Source organism: Nonomuraea sp. NPDC001699 (assembly GCF_053596455.1).
The window spans coordinates 218,714-235,864 of record NZ_JBSFGF010000007.1 but is presented as its reverse complement, the minus strand read 5'-3'; the positions used below and the strand labels follow the sequence as shown (position 1 = coordinate 235,864).

General features: G+C 73.9%; 17 protein-coding genes. 11 read left to right on the top strand and 6 right to left on the bottom strand.

Going from position 1 to position 17,151, the window contains the following annotated elements:
• The first annotated feature begins 3 nt into the window (after positions 1-3).
• Positions 4-705: an HAD family hydrolase gene (locus tag ACWCSU_RS22825; RefSeq protein WP_449937283.1), complete on the top strand. Its 702-nt coding sequence runs from the start codon at positions 4-6 to the stop codon at positions 703-705.
• Positions 706-773: 68 nt separating this feature from the next.
• Positions 774-2,198, top strand: coding sequence for an NADP-dependent phosphogluconate dehydrogenase (gene gndA / locus ACWCSU_RS22820; protein WP_357704700.1), 1,425 nt, complete (start codon positions 774-776; stop codon positions 2,196-2,198).
• A 50-nt stretch (positions 2,199-2,248) separates the two neighbouring features.
• Here gndA and ACWCSU_RS22815 read toward each other — a convergent pair whose 3' ends face one another.
• Together ACWCSU_RS22815 and ACWCSU_RS22810 are read right to left on the bottom strand one after the other, a co-directional pair.
• Entirely contained in the window at positions 2,249-3,022 is a 774-nt protein-coding gene (locus tag ACWCSU_RS22815; RefSeq protein ID WP_449937281.1) for a thioesterase family protein, read from the bottom strand.
• A gap of 7 nt (positions 3,023-3,029) precedes the next feature.
• Positions 3,030-3,974, bottom strand: a complete 945-nt coding sequence (locus ACWCSU_RS22810; RefSeq protein WP_449937279.1) for a helix-turn-helix transcriptional regulator — start codon at positions 3,972-3,974, stop codon at positions 3,030-3,032.
• Between the two features lie 51 nt (positions 3,975-4,025).
• On the opposite strand from ACWCSU_RS22810, the gene ACWCSU_RS22805 reads away from it, so the two are divergent.
• Positions 4,026-5,102, top strand: coding sequence for an epoxide hydrolase family protein (locus ACWCSU_RS22805; protein ID WP_449937276.1), 1,077 nt, complete (start codon positions 4,026-4,028; stop codon positions 5,100-5,102).
• Here the strand turns inward: ACWCSU_RS22805 and ACWCSU_RS22800 are convergent.
• Entirely contained in the window at positions 5,099-5,449 is a 351-nt protein-coding gene (locus ACWCSU_RS22800; RefSeq protein ID WP_449937274.1) for a VOC family protein, read from the bottom strand. The genes ACWCSU_RS22805 and ACWCSU_RS22800 overlap by 4 nt on opposite strands.
• Before the next feature lie 246 nt (positions 5,450-5,695).
• On the opposite strand from ACWCSU_RS22800, the gene ACWCSU_RS22795 reads away from it, so the two are divergent.
• The 4 genes from ACWCSU_RS22795 (at position 5,696) to ACWCSU_RS22780 (ending at position 9,496) form a co-directional block, all read left to right on the top strand.
• Positions 5,696-6,589 carry a helix-turn-helix transcriptional regulator gene (locus tag ACWCSU_RS22795; protein ID WP_449937272.1) on the top strand — a complete coding sequence of 298 codons (894 nt, stop codon included), beginning with the start codon at positions 5,696-5,698 and terminating at the stop codon, positions 6,587-6,589.
• 43 nt (positions 6,590-6,632) lie between these two features.
• Complete coding sequence (locus tag ACWCSU_RS22790) at positions 6,633-7,061, top strand: type II toxin-antitoxin system PemK/MazF family toxin (RefSeq protein ID WP_364088237.1); 429 nt, start codon at positions 6,633-6,635, stop codon at positions 7,059-7,061.
• Positions 7,062-7,170: 109 nt separating this feature from the next.
• Complete coding sequence (locus ACWCSU_RS22785; RefSeq protein WP_449937270.1) at positions 7,171-8,577, top strand: FAD-dependent oxidoreductase; 1,407 nt, start codon at positions 7,171-7,173, stop codon at positions 8,575-8,577.
• A gap of 184 nt (positions 8,578-8,761) precedes the next feature.
• A complete protein-coding gene (locus ACWCSU_RS22780) occupies positions 8,762-9,496 on the top strand; it encodes a DUF3152 domain-containing protein (protein ID WP_364088232.1) in 735 nt (244 codons plus the stop codon).
• Positions 9,497-9,639: 143 nt separating this feature from the next.
• Here ACWCSU_RS22780 and ACWCSU_RS22775 read toward each other — a convergent pair whose 3' ends face one another.
• Positions 9,640-10,302 carry a TetR/AcrR family transcriptional regulator gene (locus ACWCSU_RS22775; protein ID WP_449937268.1) on the bottom strand — a complete coding sequence of 221 codons (663 nt, stop codon included), beginning with the start codon at positions 10,300-10,302 and terminating at the stop codon, positions 9,640-9,642.
• Positions 10,303-10,407: 105 nt separating this feature from the next.
• Here ACWCSU_RS22775 and ACWCSU_RS22770 point away from each other — a divergent pair, with 105 nt between their 5' ends.
• From ACWCSU_RS22770 to ACWCSU_RS22760, 3 genes are all read left to right on the top strand, one after another.
• Positions 10,408-11,196 (top strand): SDR family oxidoreductase, encoded by a 789-nt coding sequence (locus tag ACWCSU_RS22770; protein WP_357704682.1) that lies wholly within the window; start codon positions 10,408-10,410, stop codon positions 11,194-11,196.
• A gap of 87 nt (positions 11,197-11,283) precedes the next feature.
• Positions 11,284-12,405, top strand: coding sequence for an MBL fold metallo-hydrolase (locus tag ACWCSU_RS22765; RefSeq protein ID WP_357704680.1), 1,122 nt, complete (start codon positions 11,284-11,286; stop codon positions 12,403-12,405).
• Positions 12,406-12,451: 46 nt separating this feature from the next.
• On the top strand, positions 12,452-13,396 hold the full coding sequence (locus ACWCSU_RS22760) for a pirin family protein (protein ID WP_449937266.1): 945 nt from the start codon (positions 12,452-12,454) through the stop codon (positions 13,394-13,396).
• A gap of 58 nt (positions 13,397-13,454) precedes the next feature.
• Here the strand turns inward: ACWCSU_RS22760 and ACWCSU_RS22755 are convergent, their stop codons facing one another.
• Positions 13,455-14,450, bottom strand: coding sequence for a coiled-coil domain-containing protein (locus tag ACWCSU_RS22755; RefSeq protein ID WP_449937264.1), 996 nt, complete (start codon positions 14,448-14,450; stop codon positions 13,455-13,457).
• Between the two features lie 111 nt (positions 14,451-14,561).
• The gene (locus tag ACWCSU_RS22750; protein ID WP_449937262.1) at positions 14,562-16,310 is read right to left on the bottom strand and encodes a protein kinase domain-containing protein; all 1,749 of its coding nucleotides are present in this window, start codon (positions 16,308-16,310) and stop codon (positions 14,562-14,564) included.
• 136 nt (positions 16,311-16,446) lie between these two features.
• Between ACWCSU_RS22750 and ACWCSU_RS22745 the strand changes: the two genes are divergently transcribed.
• Positions 16,447-17,085, top strand: a complete 639-nt coding sequence (locus tag ACWCSU_RS22745) for a GNAT family N-acetyltransferase (protein ID WP_449937260.1) — start codon at positions 16,447-16,449, stop codon at positions 17,083-17,085.
• Positions 17,086-17,151: the final 66 nt, after the last annotated feature.

The following is a 17,151-nucleotide window of genomic DNA, read 5'->3' as shown; positions in this document are numbered from 1 at the left end:
GTCATGGACGTCGTGAACGACTTCCCGCAGGCCCCCACGCCCGCGTTCCTGTTCGACCTGGACGGCACCCTGATCGACAGCGTCTACCAGCACGTCATCGCCTGGCGGCAGGCGCTGTCCGGGATGGGGATCGACCTGTCGGTGTGGCGCATCCACCGGCGCATCGGCATGAGCGGCGGCCTGTTCGTCAGCGCGCTGCTGCGCGAGACCGGGTTGAAGCTGACCCCGGAGCAGATCGACGAGCTGCAGGTCACCCACGCCGAGGCGTACGAGCAGCAGGTGGAGTCCGTGCGGCCGCTGCCGGGGGCCGCCGAGCTGCTCGGCGAGCTGAGCTCGCGCGGCGTGCCGTGGGCCATCGCGACCAGCGGCTACGCCCGTACGGCCCGGCTCGCGCTGGGCATGCTCGGCCTGCCGGAGGACACCCCGATGGTCACCCGCGACCTGGTGCGGCGGGCCAAGCCGGACCCGGATCTGTTCCTGGCCGGTGCGGCGCTCGTCCAGGTGGACCCGCTGCATGCGATGGTGGTGGGCGACAGCGTCTGGGACCTGCTGGCCGCCCGCCGGGCGGGCGCGCTCGGCATCGGGCTGCTGTCCGGTGGATATGGCAGGGACGAGCTCGAACGCGCCGGGGCCTTCCGCGTGTACGCCGACCCGGCGGACATGCTCGACAGGCTGGACGAGCTCGGCGTGCGCTCCCCCTCCTGAGCGACGGGGGAATATCTCGCCGAGCCTCCCAGCTTGATCGTGCGTATCCCCCACAGAGGAGCATTGAGATGGATTTGGCAGACATCGGCGTCACCGGCCTGGCCACCATGGGGCGGAACCTGGCCAGGAACCTGGCCAGGCACGGGTACGCCGTCGCCGTGCACAACCGCACGACGGCCCGTACCCAGCAGTTGGTCAGGGAGTTCGGCGGGGAGGGCACGTTCCTGCCGGCCGAGGAGCTGGCCGCGTTCGTGGCGTCGCTGAAGCGGCCGCGGCGGGCGATCATCATGGTGAAGGCCGGTCCGGGCACCGACGCGGTGATCGACCAGCTCGCCGAGTTGATGGAGCCGGGTGACATGATCGTCGACGGCGGCAACGCGCATTTCCAGGACACCCGGCGGCGTGAGGCGGCGCTGCGCGAGCGTGGCATCCATTTCGTCGGCACCGGCATCTCCGGCGGCGAGGAGGGCGCGCTGCTCGGCCCGAGCATCATGCCGGGCGGCTCGAAGGAGTCGTGGGAGGCGCTGGGCCCGATCCTGCAGGACATCTCGGCCAAGGTGGACGGGGTGCCGTGTGCGGTGCACGTCGGCCCCGACGGCGCCGGGCACTTCGTGAAGATGGTGCACAACGGCATCGAGTACTCGGACATGCAGCTCATCGCCGAGTCCTACGACCTGCTGCGCCAGGCCCTGGGCGCGACGCCGGCCGAGCTGGCCGAGGTGTTCAGGGAGTGGAACCGGGGTGAGCTGGACTCGTACCTGATCGAGATCACCGCCGAGGTGCTGGAGCAGGTGGACGCGGCCACGGGCAAGCCGTTCGTGGACGTCGTGGTGGACCAGGCCGAGCAGAAGGGCACCGGCCGCTGGACCGTGCAGAGCGCGCTCGACCTGGGCGTCCCGGTGACCGGCATCGCCGAGGCGGTCTTCGCCCGCGCGTTGTCGGGCCACCCCGAGCAGCGCGCCGCCGCCGCGTCGCTGGAGGGCCCGAAGCTGTCCGGCGTCGGCGGGCGCGAGCTGATCGAGGACGTCCGCCAGGCCCTGTACGCGTCCAAGATCGTCGCCTACGCGCAGGGCTTCGACCAGATCGCCGCCGCCTCCAAGGAGTACGGCTGGGACGTCGACCCCGGCGCCATGGCCACCATCTGGCGCGGCGGCTGCATCATCCGGGCCAAGTTCCTCGACCGCATCCGCACCGCGTACGACGCCGACCGGCAGCTCCCGACGCTGCTGGCCGACCCCACCTTCGCCGCCGCGCTGAACGCCGCGCAGGAGGCGTGGCGGCGCGTGGTGACCACGGCCGTGCGGATCGGCGTGCCGACGCCGGGCTTCTCCTCCGCGCTGGCCTACTACGACGGGCTGCGCCGCGACCGCCTGCCGGCCGCGCTGGTGCAGGGACTGCGCGACTACTTCGGCGCGCACACCTACCACCGGGTGGACCGGGAGGGCGCCTTCCACACCGACTGGTCGGGCGACCGCACCGAGAGCCCCGCCTGACCTCGTTCGCCGGGAGCTCGCCGGAAGTTCGCCGGGTGGTCGCCGGGAGGTCAGCGGCCGGTCAGGGCGACCGGGTTGGCGACCGCCGTGACCACGCAGAACCCGATCGGGCCCGTCGTGTCGTGCAGGGTGACCTGGCCGGTCGCCACACCTTCCGCGCTGAGGTGGCCGCCGGCCTCGACGCCGATCAGCTCGCCCTCGGGCAGGCGGGCCAGGGTCAGCGTGTAGTCGGCGTTGATGAAGCTGACGCCCGCCGAGCCGACGTTGGCCAGCGGGCTGGCGAAGTCGGCGGCCAGGGCGGCGCGGGTGAGCGGCGTCAGCGGCTCGTCGTCCACCAGGGAGTGCGTCTCCCGCAGCCACACCCGGTCGCGCCCGCCCTGGCCCCAGTCGGTCAGCCGCCACAGGTCGAACGGCGGATTCCAGCCCTGCCCCTCGGCCGGGGCGCCGGCGGGCGGCGGCTCGTCCCAGGCGGGCGTGTGCGGCAGTCTGCCGCCGGGCTGCTCGCCCTGCCGGAGCAGCACGGCCGAGGCCCGGCCGATCACGCCCTGCGCGGTGGAGAGCACGGCGTCGGCGACCCGGATCCGCCGCCCGTCCCTGACCAGGGTGGTCTCCACCGTCACCGGCAGCATCGGGCTGTTGCGGAACAGGTCGACGGTCAGCCTGGCGAAGTGCAGGCCGGGCTCGGCGTGCCGCTCCTCCAGGGCGCTCGCGGCCAGGCCGCCGAGCAGGCGGCCGTGGAGCATGTCGGGGGACCAGGGGCTGCGCGCGTGCGGGGCGGGCACGAACTCGCCCTCCTTGCGCGTGAAGAACGCTGACGTCGCCATCACCGAATCATATTCTAGAAGAGAGCAGCCGCCGTCCCAGTGCGCGCAGGCGCTCCTTCAGCTCGGCCGGTTCGAGCACCTCGAAGTCGACGTCGAGGAAGGCCACGGCCACGGCCATCAGGTGCAGGTCGTCGCCGCGCATGGTGAGCACGCAGCGGGCCTCGTCCACGGGCTCGACCTGGCCGGCGACGCGGCCGGCCAGGTGTGCGGCGGGCGCGTGGATGAGGAAACGGGCCTGGACCGGCCACATCTCGTGCCCGAGCCGGTGCCGCACCCAGGCGGCGACGTCGGCCTCCGGCGGCTCGCGCGGGGCGAAGCGCGGGCCGTTCGGCGTGCGCACCTCGATCCGGTCGGCCCGGTACGTGCGCCAGTCCTGGCGGTCGACGTCCCAGCCGACCAGGTACCAGCGGTTGCCCTTGCTGACCAGGCTGTGCGGCTCGGCCTTCCGCAGCGTGACGGCGCCCTCGTGGTCGGTGTAGTCGAAGCGGAGCTGCTCGCGGTCGCGGCAGGCGGCGGTGATGCGGATCAGCAGCTCGGGATCGACCGTCGGGCCCTGCCCGCCGACGCGCACGGTGTGCGTCTGCAGGGCGTTCACGCGCTGCCGCAGGCGGGCGGGCAGCACCTGTTCGAGCTTGGCCAGGGCGCGCAGCGAGGTCTCCTCGATGCCGGTCACCGTGCCGCCCGCGGCCGTGCGCAGGCCGACCGCGACGGCCACCGCCTCCTCGTCGTCGAGCAGCAGCGGCGGCAGCTCCGCGCCCGGACCGAGCCGGTAGCCGCCGGCCACCCCCGGCGTGGAGCCCACCGGGTAGCCGAGGCCGCGCAGCCGTTCGATGTCGCGGCGCAGCGTGCGCGGGGCCACGCCGAGCCGGTTCGACAGCTCCGCGCCGGGCCACTCGCGCCGGGTCTGCAGGAGGGAGAGCAGGCGCAGGAGCCGCGCCGAGGTGTCGAGCACGCTGTCCATTGTGGCCCGTTCCTGACCGCAATGGTGCCTAGCGTGGGTGGCATGAACCGATTCGTCATCGACGTCCCACAGTCCGCGATCGACGACCTGCGGGCGCGGCTGGACCGTACGCGCTGGCCGGACGCCCTGGACGGGGTCGGCTGGTCCTACGGCGTGCCGCCCGAGGCCGTGCGCGAGCTGGCCGCGTACTGGCTGGACGGCTACGACTGGCGGGCGCACGAGGCGCGGCTCAACGAGCTGCCGCAGTACACGACCGAGATCGACGGCCAGCGTGTGCACTTCGCCCACGTACGCTCGCCGCGCCCGGACGCGCTGCCGCTGCTGCTGACGCACGGCTGGCCCAGCACGTTCGCCGACTTCTCCCGGGTGGCCGAGCCGCTCGCCCGGGACTTCCACCTCGTCATCCCGTCCGTGCCCGGCTTCGCCTTCTCCGGCCCCACCACCGAGACCGGCTGGGGCGTGCGCCGCGTCGCCGCCGCCTGGATCGAGCTCATGGACCGCCTCGGCTACGACCGGTACGGCCTCCAGGGCGGCGACTTCGGCTCGCTCGTCTCCCCCGCGCTGGCCCGGACGGCCCCCGACCGGGTGGTGGGCGTGCACCTGAACGCGCTCACGGCCTTCGTCTCCGACGACCTGTCCGGACTGACCGAGGCCGAGACCGAGCGCGCGCGGCGGATCGAGCGCTGGCACCGCGAGTTCTCCGGCTACGCCGCCGTCCAGGGCACCAGGCCGCAGACCCTGGCCTACGCCCTGGCCGACTCGCCCGCCGGCCAGCTCGCCTGGCACCTGGACGCGTTCGCGAGCTGGGGCCAGGACGTCGGCGGGGTCGCCCCCGACGACGTCCTGACCGATGTCACCATCACCTGGCTGACCGGCACCGCCGGCTCCTCGGCGCGCCTGTACCGCGAGAGCGGCGGCGACTGGGCGCCGCCCGCCGAGCCCGGCAGGACGCCGACGGCCGTGGCCGTCTTCCCGGGCGACAGCACGGTCCGCCGTTACGCCGAGCGCTCCCACAACGTGGTGCGCTGGTCGGAGCCGGCGCGCGGCGGTCACTACGCCGCCCTCCAGGCCCCCGATCTGCTGGCCGAGGACGTCAGGGCGTTCTTCGCCGGGCTCTAGCCGGCCATCACGCAGAACGGGTGACCCTCGGGGTCGAGCACCACCGTCCACTCGTCACCGCCCGGCTGCTGGGCGGGCAGGGTGGCGCCCAGGGCGACCAACGTCCGCTTCGCCTCCGCGACGTCGGGGACGGTGAGGTCGAGGTGCAGGTGCTTGCCGTCGTTCGGCCAGCCCGGTCCCTGGTAGCCGTCGATCCGCTGGAAGGCCAGCTGCACGGGGCCGCCGGTGACGGTGGCGTACTCGGGGTCGGAGTCGGCGACCTGCCAGCCGGTCGCCTTGGCGTAGAAGGCCGCCAGGGCGACGGGGTCGGCGCAGTCGACGACTATGGAGGAAATCATCGTTGTCATGTCGCCCACCTTGCCGGTGACGACGACACCGGGTCTTGAACATCCTTGCACCCCGCCCGCCCCCCCACCGCCGCACACGCGGCCGCCCCCCACCACACCTCCTCCCTTTCCGGAGTTGCCTCGCCCGATCCACTCCACGCCTCCACCCCTCCACCCCGTATCTCCGCCGATGCCATGCCCCCAGGCGCCACAGGCCCCGGGCCGTGGCGGGGGAGATTGTCGGAGGCGGCGCGTAACGTTCGGCGGGTGCGATCCTCCAGACAGCTGGCCCGTGGGAAGGGCTTCACCCTCGACCTGGTGACCTGCGTCGACGACCACCGAGGCTGGTCACGGCCCGAGGTCGGCCGCGCCCACCGCATGGTGCTGGTCCACCGCGGCGCGTTCCGCCGCATGGCCGACGGCCGCCCGGCCGCCGTGGACCCGACGATGGCCTACCTGGGCGCGCCCGGCGAGGAGGAGCGCTTCGCCCACCCGGCGGGCGGCGACGTCTGCACCTCCCTGTCCCTGTCCCCCGCGCTCTGGCGCACGCTGGCGGGCGACGGCACCCGGCTCGCCCGCCCGACCGTCTACGTCGACGCCCGCTTCGAGCTCGCGCACCGGCGCCTGCTGGCCGCCGCCCGCGCGGGAGATCCCGACTTCGCGCTGGTCGAGTCCCTCCTGTCGCTGACCAGCGCCACCCTCACCCAGCTGGCCGGGCCCGCCACCCCGGCCGCCGCGCCCACGCCCGCCCCCGGCCCTGCCGGCTCCCCTGCCGGCTCCCCTGCCCGCTCCCCCGCCCGTTCCCCTGTCCGTGCCCTTGTCCGCTCCCCCGCCGCCATCACCGAGGCCGCCCGCGAGGCGATCTCGGCCGATCATCCGGCGGCCGCCGGGCTGTTGCCGCTGGCGGAGCTCCTGGCCGTCTCCCCCTACCGGCTCAGCCGGGCCTTCACCCGCGAGCTGGGCGTCTCGCTGACCCACTACCGCAACCGGGTGCGCGTGAGCCGGGCGCTCGACCGGCTGGAGAGCGGCGAGACCGGCCTGGCCGCGCTCGCCGCCGACCTCGGGTTCGCCGACCAGGCCCACCTGACCCGCACGGTTCGCCGCCACGTCGGCCACACCCCGGCGGCCTTACGCCGTCTGCTGGCCTCCCCCGTTCCCTGAGGCCGGGTGGATTTCGGGCGGCCCGCCGCCGTAGGCTCCCACAATGCGTGATCTAGGTGAGGACCCCCGGCCCGACCGGGGCGTCGTACGCGAGGTCCACTCGCTCAACGGGCCCGTCACTCTGGCCTACTCCCCCGACCTCGACGGCCTGGCCGATCCGGGCGAGATCGTGTGGGCGTGGGTGCCGTACGAGGAGGATCCGGCGCGGGGCAAGGACAGGCCGCTGCTGGTCGTGGGCCGTACCGGGCGCAGGCTGCTCGGCATGATGTTGTCCAGCAAGGGCGACGACGGCCCCGACTGGCTGGAGGTCGGCGCGTGGGGCCGCGACGGGCGGGTGTCGTACCTGCGGCTCGACCGGGTCTTCGTGCTCGACGAGGCCGACATCCGCCGCGAGGGCGCGGTGCTCGACGGCGACCGGTTCGCGCGGGTGGCGTCCGTTCTCATGCAGACGCACGGGTGGGGCGTGGGCTGACCGCGCCGCCGGGTCCCTGACCCCATGGATGGGCGTGAGGGAGTATCCGGATGGTAAGCGCACGATCCGGTCATCGTCCGAGGTCACCCACGCCTGCGATCATGGGTCCATGCGTGTTGTGGTGATCGGCAGCGGGATCGTCGGAGCGAGCGCGGCCTACTACCTGAGCGGCCGTGGCGTGGCCGTGACCGTGGTGGACCGCGGTTCCCAGGGGCAGGCGACCCAGGCGGGCGCGGGCATCGTGTGCCCCTGGGTGGACCATCCGGAGGACGACGCCTGGTACCGGCTGACCAAGGAGGGCGCCCGCCACTACCCGGCGCTGGTCGAGGCCCTGGGCGAGGACATCGGCTACGCCAAGGTCGGGGCCCTGCTCGTGGCGGAGGACCCGGTCGACCTCGAACCGGTGCGCGCGCTGCTGCGCCGCCGCTACGCCGACGCGCCCGAGATGGGCGAGGTCACCGACGTGCTCACGCCGTCCGACCTGTTCCCGCCGCTGTCCGACGACCTCAGCGCGCTGCTCGTGCCCGGCGCCGCCCGGGTGGACGGCGGCGCCGTGCGTGACGCGCTGTTGCGCGCCGCCGTCGCCCAGGGCGCCGAGGTGCTGAGGGGCGACGCCGTCCTCACCCCCGACGGGCGGGTACGCCTGCACGCCGCCGACGAGGAGCCCCCGGCGGGCGACGGGCGGCAGTGGACCGGCCCCGGTGCCGAGGCGGCGGGCGGCGAGACCGCCTCCTGGCGGCAGGCCGCCCCTCTCACGCCGTCCTCCACCGGGGACCTGACCGAGAGCCCCCTTGAGGCGTCCGCCGAGGGGCCGGTCGCAGCGGCGGGCGACGCCCCCTTCGGCGGTCCCCCTGACGGCTCCCCGGAGGGCCCCGCGCCGATCCCGCCCGCGCCCGCCGAATCCGTCCAGCCTGCCGCGCCCGTCCGGCCCGCCCGTCCGGCCGAGCCCGCCGGGTTTCCCGCGGCCGATCGGGCGCCCGCCGACGAGGGCGTCCCGCTGGAGGCGGACGTCGTGATCGTGGCCGCGGGGGCGTGGACCGGCGAGGTGTGCCGTCCGCTCGGGGTGGAGCTCCCGGTGTTCCCCCGGCGGGGGCAGATCCTGCACGCCACGCTCGACGGCGTGGACACCGCGTTCTGGCCCATCGTGCTGCCCAGGAGCGGGCCGTACCTGCTGGGGTTCCCCGGCTCGCGGGTCGTGATCGGCGCGACCGTGGAGGACGTCGGGTTCGCGCCGCGGGTCACGATGGGCGGGCTCGACGAGGTGATCGCGGCGGGGTTGCGGGTGGCGCCCGGCCTGTTCGGGGCGACGGTGTCGGAGACCAGGGTCGGCCTGCGCCCGGTCAACGCCCCCGGCCCCGCCCTCATCGGCCGGCTCACCGCCCGGGTGGTGGTGGCGACGGGCCTGAGCGCGTACGGCCTGACGGCCGGCCCGTTCACCGGCGAGCTCGTGGCCAGGCTGGCCCTCGACGAACAGTCCCCCATCGACCTCACCCCCTACGCGCCGCCCGCCGTCTGACCCGCCCGCGAGTGACCGGCCGGACGCCGCATGCAGGACGGCCGGGAGGCCATTTGTGGCTGGGCCGCGTCCGGAAGGGGGTGTAGGCGGGTAGGCCGGCGTTGGCCGGACCCCGGCATGATCCATGCGGCACTGCGCGGATATGGTGGATTCCTCCCCATCGTGATCTCGTGGGGAGGCCGCGTTGCCGCTGCTCGCGCTGCTGATCATTGTGCTGCTGGCGGCCGGATGCGCCTCCGCCCCGGAACGAGCGGACGGGCCCGAGGGCTCTGGGAAGCGGACCACTCCCGCGCCGTCCGTCACGCCTCCGCCCCGTCCCTCCGTCCCCGCGCCGACTCCGCTTCCCGCGGAGCACGTCAAGGTGCCGTACGCCGCTTCGGGCTCGTACGCCGTGGTGCCCGGCGGCGCGGCCGCCCGGCCCGGAGAGGGTGAGGTGGTGCGCTACCTGGTGGAGGTCGAACGCGGCCTGCCGATCGACGGGGCCGTGTTCGCGGCGGCCGTGCACCGGACACTCAACGACCCGCGCGGATGGGCCCGCTTCCAGCGCGTCGACCACGGTCCGGTACGGGTCCGGGTGGCGTTGTCCAGCCCGGAGCTGACCGTCCGCCAGTGCCTGCCGCTGCGCACCGGCGGCACGTTGTCGTGCTGGAACGGGACCCGCTCGGTCATCAACGCGGTCCGCTGGGCGGACGGCGTCCCCCAGTACGACGGCGACCTGGCCGCCTACCGCGACTACGTCATCAGCCACGAGGTCGGCCACAGCCTGGGACACGGCCACCGCGCCTGCCCCGGCCCAGGCCGGCCGGCTCCGGTGATGGTCCAGCAGTCCAAGTCGCTGGGCCGCTGCCGTCCGAACCCATGGCCCCACCCCGAACGCCGGCCGGAGGAACGCCGCGACGCCCTGACCCGCAAACCCTGAGCGAAGCACGGCGGGCGACACGAGCACCGGGTCGACGGGCCACTCTCGGACGGGCTCAAAGCTCCCGCCAGCGGAAAGGCCAGGAGCCGCCCGGCCCGCCGGGCGGGCTCACCGCGGAGGAAGGGGGCGCGGTCGGGGCGGAGTCAGGGGGCGGGCGCGGTGGGGTCGGGCGCAGGGGGCGCGGTCGGGGTGGGCGCGGGAACAGAGGGCGCGGTGGGGGCGGGTGGGAGGCCGGGGCCTGGGCCCAGGCCCCGGAGCATGGTGTCCACCAGCCGCGCGGCCAGCGCCTCCGGCTCTCCGTCCCGGCTCTGCGCCGCCTCGTGGATCAGCGCGTAGTAGACCCGCCGGGCCCACTCCGGCTCCACGTCCTCCCGCAGCACCCCGGTGGTCCGCGCCTGCCGGAACAGCTGGTCGCACCTCGCCTCGACCTCGGAGTGCACCCGGGCCACCTCCGCCCCCGCCACTCCGGCCACCGACGCGCGGCTCATCGCGAACCCCCAGTCGATCTTCACCCGCAGCACGTTCGCCGTCACCTGGTAGAGCGCCACCAGCGGCGGCGCCTGCTCGGGACGGGCGGCGTCCACGGCGGCGGCGAACTGCCGGGTCGCCCACTCCGTCATCGCCTCCACCAGCGCGTCCCTGGAGGCGAAGCGCCGGTGGACGGTGGTGCGCGCCACCCCGGCCGCCTCGGCGATCTGCTCCATGCTGGCCGCCGGGTTCCTGCTGAGCACCCGTTCGGCGGCCTCCAGGATCGTCCTGACCGTCCGCTCCGCGTCGGACCGCAGGGCCCGCGTCGTCCCACTCACAGCTCAGAGGGTACAGGACAGTTCCCCTTCCAGCCGAAGTTGCGTCATCAGTGTTGCAAGTTCTAAAGTCATCGCATCACCGCTGATGCAAGAAAGGCGTTTCTCATGGACATGCGACTCACCGGCAAGACCGCCGTCGTCACCGGGGCGAGCAGGGGGCTGGGGCTGGCGATCGTCGAGGCGCTGAGCGCCGAGGGCATGCGGGTCGTGGCCGCGGCCCGCACGATCTCCCCCGAGCTGGAGCGCACCGGCGCGACCGTCGTGACCGCCGACCTGTCCACCGCGGCGGGCCCGGCCGAGCTGGTCGAACGGGCGCTGGCCGAGCTCGACGAGATCGACCTCCTGGTCAACAACGTGGGCGGCGGCGACAGCGGCCAGGGGCAGCTCGGCGGCTTCCTCGGCTTCGACGACGACGCCTGGCGCCAGGCCTACGACCTGAACTTCCTCAGCGCCGTGCGGGCCACCAGGGCCGCGATGCCCAGCCTGCTGCGCCGGCGCGGCACTGTGATCAACATCTCCTCCAACGGCGCCCGCGCGCCGCACATGGGGCCGATGGTCTACACCGTCGCCAAATCCGCGCTGACGGCGTTCGGCAAGGCCCTGGCCGAGGAGTTCGGCCCGCAGGGGGTGCGCGTCGCCACCGTCTCCCCCGGCGCCGCGCGCACCGCCCTGTGGGAGGCCCCCGACGGGTACGGCGCCGCCCTGGCCGCCTCGCTCGGCATGGAGCACGAGCAGTTGCTCGCGGGGCTGCCGTCGGTCACCGGAATGACGACCGGTAGGTTCGTCGAACCGGAAGAAGTCGCCACCTTGGTGACGTACCTGGCCTCGCCGCACGCCGGAAGCGTGAACGGCGCCGACTACGTCATCGACGGCGGAGCGATCAAGACGGTTTGAACTATCGCGATATATCGTAGAACGGGAACACCGGGGAATCCCGTCCGGTTGGGCGGGATGGACATCATCTCCAGGGGAGCGTGGGCAATGGCAGGAATGCGGACCGCACGGCGGATCCTGGCGGGCGGCGCGGTGGCCGCCGCGGCCGGATGGGCGTTGCGCGGGATACCGGCCGAGCTGGGTGTGCGGCCTTTGACGTCAGGGCCGGACCGGGCGGGCAGGATGCGGCGCTCGCCGCAGTTCAGGGGCGACACCTTCGTCAACCCCATGCCCGAGCCGACCACCTTGATGACCACGCCGCCCGTGGGGCTGCTCGCCGAGCTGGGCAGGAACAAGGAGCAGCGGCATCCGGCCGGGCCCATCCCGCTGCGCCTGCCCCCGTCCGGCCCGCCGCCCGCCGACGGCCTGCGCGCGGTCTGGTACGGCCACGCCTCCACGCTGGTGGAGATCGAGGGCAAGCGGGTGCTGTTCGACCCGGTGTGGAGCAACCGGGTCTCCCCCTCCCAGCTCGTCGGCCCCAAGCGGCACCACCCGCTGCCGGTCGACCTCGGCGAGCTGCCGCAGGTAGATGCGATCGCGATCTCGCACGACCACTACGACCACCTGGACATGGCCACCGTACGCTCGCTCACGCGCACCCAGAAGGCGCCGTTCCTGGTCCCGCTGGGCATCGGGGCGCACCTTGAGCGGTGGGGCGTGCCGCTGTACCGGATCATCGAGCTCGACTGGGACGAGGAGGCCGAGGTGGCGGGCCTGCGCTTCGTCGCCACCGCCGCCCGGCACTTCTCCGGACGCACCTTCACCAGGAACGACACCCTGTGGGGCTCGTGGGTGGTGGCCGGGGCGAACAAGCGGGTGTTCTACGCCGGCGACTCCGGATACTTCCAGGGCTACCGGGGCATCGGCGCCGCTCACGGGCCGTTCGACCTGACGCTGATGCCGATCGGCGCCTACAGCCCGGCCTGGCCCGACATCCACATGAACCCGGAGGAGGCGGTCAACGCCCACCTCGACCTGGGCGGCTCGCTGCTGCTGCCGGTCCACTGGGCGACGTTCACGCTGGCGCTGCACCCGTGGGCCGAGCCGGTCGACCGGCTGTGGCGGGAGGCGAAGGCACGAGACGTCGAGATCGTGGTGCCCCGGCCGGGCGAGGGCGTCGACGTGACCGCCGTCCAGGCCGTTGACGGCTGGTGGGAGACCCTGGGGTAACGGTCCGGGACGTGTAGGGGGTCGTACGGCCCCCTACAGTCATGGGGTGAGCAACATGGAACGCGACCCCCAGGAACTCCGCTGCGCCGCCGAAGCCGACGGCCGCGGCGAGGTGCTGACCGGGCGCGAGGTGCCCCTGGGCGGCCCGCGCGCGATGCGGGTCAGCAGGACGCTGCCCGGCGTGCACCGCCGGATGATCGGCGCCTGGTGCTTCGTCGACGCCTACGGCCCCGAACCGGCGCTGATGCGCGTGCCGCCCCACCCGCACACCGGCCTGCAGACGGTGACCTGGCTGGTCGCGGGCGAGGTGCTCCACCGCGACAGCGTGGGCAGCCTGCGCCGGGTGCGCCCCGGCCAGCTCAACCTGATGACGGCCGGGCGCGGCATCTCGCACTCGGAGGAGTCGCCGGGCACGACCCTGCACGGCGTGCAGCTCTGGGTGGCCCTGCCCGACGCCCACCGTCGGACGGCCCCCGCCTTCGAGCACCACGCCACCCTGCCCGTGCTGTCCGGCCCCGGCTTCGAGGCCACTGTGATCATGGGCGAGCTCGGCGGCGTGACCTCGCCCGCCACCGCCCACAGCCCCCTGGTGGGCGCCGAGATCGCGGTGGACGGCACGGGCGAGGTGCCCCTCGACCCCGGCTTCGAGCACGGACTGCTGCTGCTCGACGGCGAGGTCGAGCAGGCCGTGCCGGGCGCGCTGCGCTACCTGCCGCCGGGCCCCGGCACGCTGCGGCTGTCCGGGCGCGGAAGGGTGCTGCTGATCGGCGGCGAGCCGTTCGGCGAGGAGATCGTCATGTGGTGGAACTTCGTGGGACGCTCCCACGAGGAGATCGCCGCCTTCCGCGAGGAGTGGATGGAGGGCGAGGGCTTCGGCTCGGTCGAGGGCTTCGACGGCGACCCGCTCCCCGCCCCGGCGCTCCCCTCCATCCGGCTCAAGCCCCGCGGCCGAGTCCGCGCCGAGCACCCAGCCGGCCCCCAGAATCAGTAGACCCGAGCGCCCAGCCACCCTCGGAGAATCAGTGGGCGGAGCCCCCGGCCCCCGCGGATCAGTAGACCGAGATGTGCGGGTGGTCGAAGTGGTTGGCTGTCGTGCCGCCGCGGTTGGACATCGTGCGCCAGGTGCCGGTCCTGGAGTGCCAGATGCGCTGCCGGTAGATGATGTACATGATGCCCAGGCGCCGGGAGTTCTTGATCGCCCAGTTCGCGATCTCGTAGCCGCGCTTGACCTCGGCCGGCGAGGGCATCGCGCCGCCGTGGCTGAGCATGAAGTCGCAGGCCCGGCCGAGGGGGTGCTCGCCGCCGTCCTGGATCGTCCGGTAGCAGCCGATCCCCATCGGCACCGCGAACCGTTCCTTGATCAACGTCTTGACCAGGCGCATGCGCGGCGTGATGTTCTCGGAGCCGTCCGGGAGCTGCGGCACCCACGTACCGTCCGGACGCCGCACGCCCGGCGCCGTGTACAGCTCGTCGATCCGGTCCCTGATCCGCTCGATCAGCTTCTCGGCCTTCTCCTTGCGCCGTTCCAGGTCGGCCACCGCCGTCCCAAGCTCCTCGGAGCGGGCCGCGGCCTCCTCCTCTGCCTTGCGTCGCTCGTCCCTGACCTGGGCGTAGCCGCGCAGACGGGCGTCCTGGACGTCGATGAGGTGACGGCTGAGCGCCAGGCGGCGCAACAACCCGTCCGGGTCCTCGCTGGCGGTGAACAGGGCGACCTGGTTGGGTTCGCCGCCGATGTACTGGGCCACGGCCAGCGTCCTGAGCTGGAGCGACTCCCGGTCGTAGACCTCCTGGGCGGCGGCCAGCCGCTCGCGCGCGGCCTTCTCCGTCTTCTCGGCCTGCTGCTGGGCGCGGCGGCCGTTGTAGTACTCCTCGATCAGCCGGTCCGACTCCTTGCTCAGCGCGGCCAGCTCCTTCTTGAGCTGCTTCACGGAGGGCTTGGGGGCCGCGAGCCCCGCTGAGGCGTTGCCCGCCATCAGGACCAGCCCGGTCAGGACGGCGACCATGGCCCGCGCGACGTGACCCACGGCGGGGGAGGCGACCGCCACTGTCCTCCTTAGCCTGAGCCGCAGGGCAGGTTCCGGTCAGGAGCTAATCAGACTCCGGGACGCCCTCTATCCGACGCTGATAGTAGGGGATCAAGCATCCTTCCCCGCAACTTATGACTTTTCCTGACTACGGGATTTTCGTATGCGTCTGACCGCCATACGCCCTCCGACCAGCGCCGATCCGGGCACCACGAGCATGCCGAGCAGGCTGGACCCGAGCCCGACGTCGAGGTCGGCGTCCAGCAGCCCGCCTCCGCCACCGCCGAGCAGGGAGCCGCCGAGCGACAACCCGACCGAGACGGACAGGAGCGGCTTGTGGGTCTTGGCGGGAGGCGGCTCGGGAGCGGGCGCGCTCGTGGCGGGCGGCCTGGGCGCGGGGGCGCTCGTGGCGGGGCCGCCGGTGGCGGGCGGCCGGGTCGAGGGCGGGTCACCGGCGGGCGGACGAGTGGCGGGCGGACGGGTGGACGGCGGCGCCGAGCGCGTGGGCGGCGACCCGGTCTCCGTCCGCCTGCCGGTCGGCCTGCCGGACGGACCCGGCGGCCGGTCACCGGCGGTCGCCGAGGCGGGAGGCGTAGCAGGCGCGGACGAAGCAGGCGCGGACGAAGCCGGCGCGGACGACGCGGGCCCCGCCGTGGCGGGCGGCCCGGTCGGCTGCCCGCTGGGCCCGGCGGTGACGATCACCGGCGGCGAGACCGTCCCGGACCCGCTGGGCACGGGCGTCACCGGGGTCACCGGCTCCGGCGAGACGGGCGCCGTCATCGAGGCGGTCCCCGTGGACACGGGCGGCAGCGCGGTGCCGCTGTCGGTCGAGGGCGAGGGCGACCCGCTCCAGATCACGAACGTCGACGCCACCGCCGCCGCCGTCGCCAGCACCAGCCCGCCGGTCACCGCCGACTTGGCCGGCGCCCCCAGCGAACTGCGCACCACGCCGGTGGCCGTAGAGGCCCCGCTCGCCGCACCGCTGTCCACGCCGCCTTCCACGATGCCGCCCGCGCCGGTCCCGGCCGACGGGAGCAGCGCGGCGAACGGCATCGCCAGCACGGCCAGCCCCGACCGCCCGCGCAGCTCCCACCCCGCACCGTACGTCCCGTGCGCCACCTCCTCCAGCTCGGCCAGGAACGCCTCGGCCGAGGCCGGCCGGTCGGCGGGGTCCTTGGCCAGGCCGTGCTCGATCAGCCCGCGCAGCCGTCCGTCCACCTTCTCCAGCGGGGGCGGCATGTGCTGGTGCTGGAAGGCCAGGGCGGCCAGGTTCGCGGCGGTGAACGGGCGGCGGCCGGTGAGGCATTCGTAGCAGACCAGGGCGGCGGCGTACACGTCGGTGGCCGGGCCGGCCGGGGCGTCGTCCCACTGCTCGGGGGCCATGTAGGCGGGGGTGCCGGCCAGGGCGCCGGTCTCGCCGAAGCGGGCCGCCACGCCGAAGTCGACCAGCTTGCTGTCGCCGTTCGTGGTGACGATGACGTTCTCGGGCTTGAAGTCGCGGTGCACCACCCCGCGCCGGTGCGCCTCGGCCAGGCCGAGCAGCGCCCCCTTCAGCACGGTGAGCGCGGCCTCCACGCCGGTGCCGCCCTCCCCGGCGATCAGGCGGCGCAGCGTGACGCCGTCGACCAGCTCCATCACGATGGCGGACGCGCCCCCGGCCTCGACATAGTCCAGCAGGCGGGCGGTGTGGGGGCTGTCGATCTCGCCGATGACCCGGGCCTCGGCGCGGAAGCGGGCGGCGAACTCGCCGTCCTCGCGCAGGTTCTCGGACAGGTGCTTGATCGCGACCGGTAAGCCGTCGGAGTCGCGGACGGCGAGCATGACGCGGCCGGTCCCTCCGTGACCGAGTTCCCGGATCTCCGTGTAACCGGGAACAGCCATGTCGGGCCCTCCTGACCGGATATAGATCCTTATGTCAGGACGCTAGCCGAATGTAACACGCCGTGTCGAGCCCCTTCGCGGGAGTAACCAGACCCCTATCTCAATCGGTATTTTTCCTACTTCCTATAGTAGATCCGTGGCTCTTACCGATCATCTGCGCGAATGGCTCGGGGCCTGGCCCCCCACGGGAAACCTCGACGTCACAGGCTCGCCGCTGCGTACGCTCCCCGCCTGGGACGGCCGCGTGCACCCCGCCCTCGGCGTCGGCACCCCGGAGGGGGCGGTGTTGTCGGTGCCGCCCGAGCACGTCGCCCGGGTGAGCGCCGTACGCACGCTCCGGGAGATCCCCGCGCTGATCGGATATGGGGATCGCGGCTGGTTCGACGCCGTCTTCCGGTGGACCACCGAGCCCGCTCCCCTGCCCGACGCCGGGCAGTGGATCCCCGCGACGGACGACACCGTCCCCGGATGGCTGCGCGTGTTCGGCGGCGAGGTGCTGGTGGCCGTGGACCCCGAGACCGGCGATCACCTGGCCGGGGTGGGCATCAAGCGGCACGACCGCTGCGGACGGGAACTGTCGGTGGTCACCGCTCCTGAGGCCCGGGGGCGCGGCCTGGCCAGACGGCTGGTGGCGCAGGCGGCGCGGCGGGTGCTGGACGAGGGTGCGGTGCCGACGTACATGCACGGGGTCGGCAACACCGCCTCGGCCGCCGTCGCCAAGGCGGCGGGCTTCCCCGACCTCGGCTGGACCGCCTTCGGCGTCGCCGAGAACTGATCCCCGCGCCCGAGGGAGCGAGGGCGGGGCCGACGCCTCCGATGACCAGCCCCCAACCGATCCCCG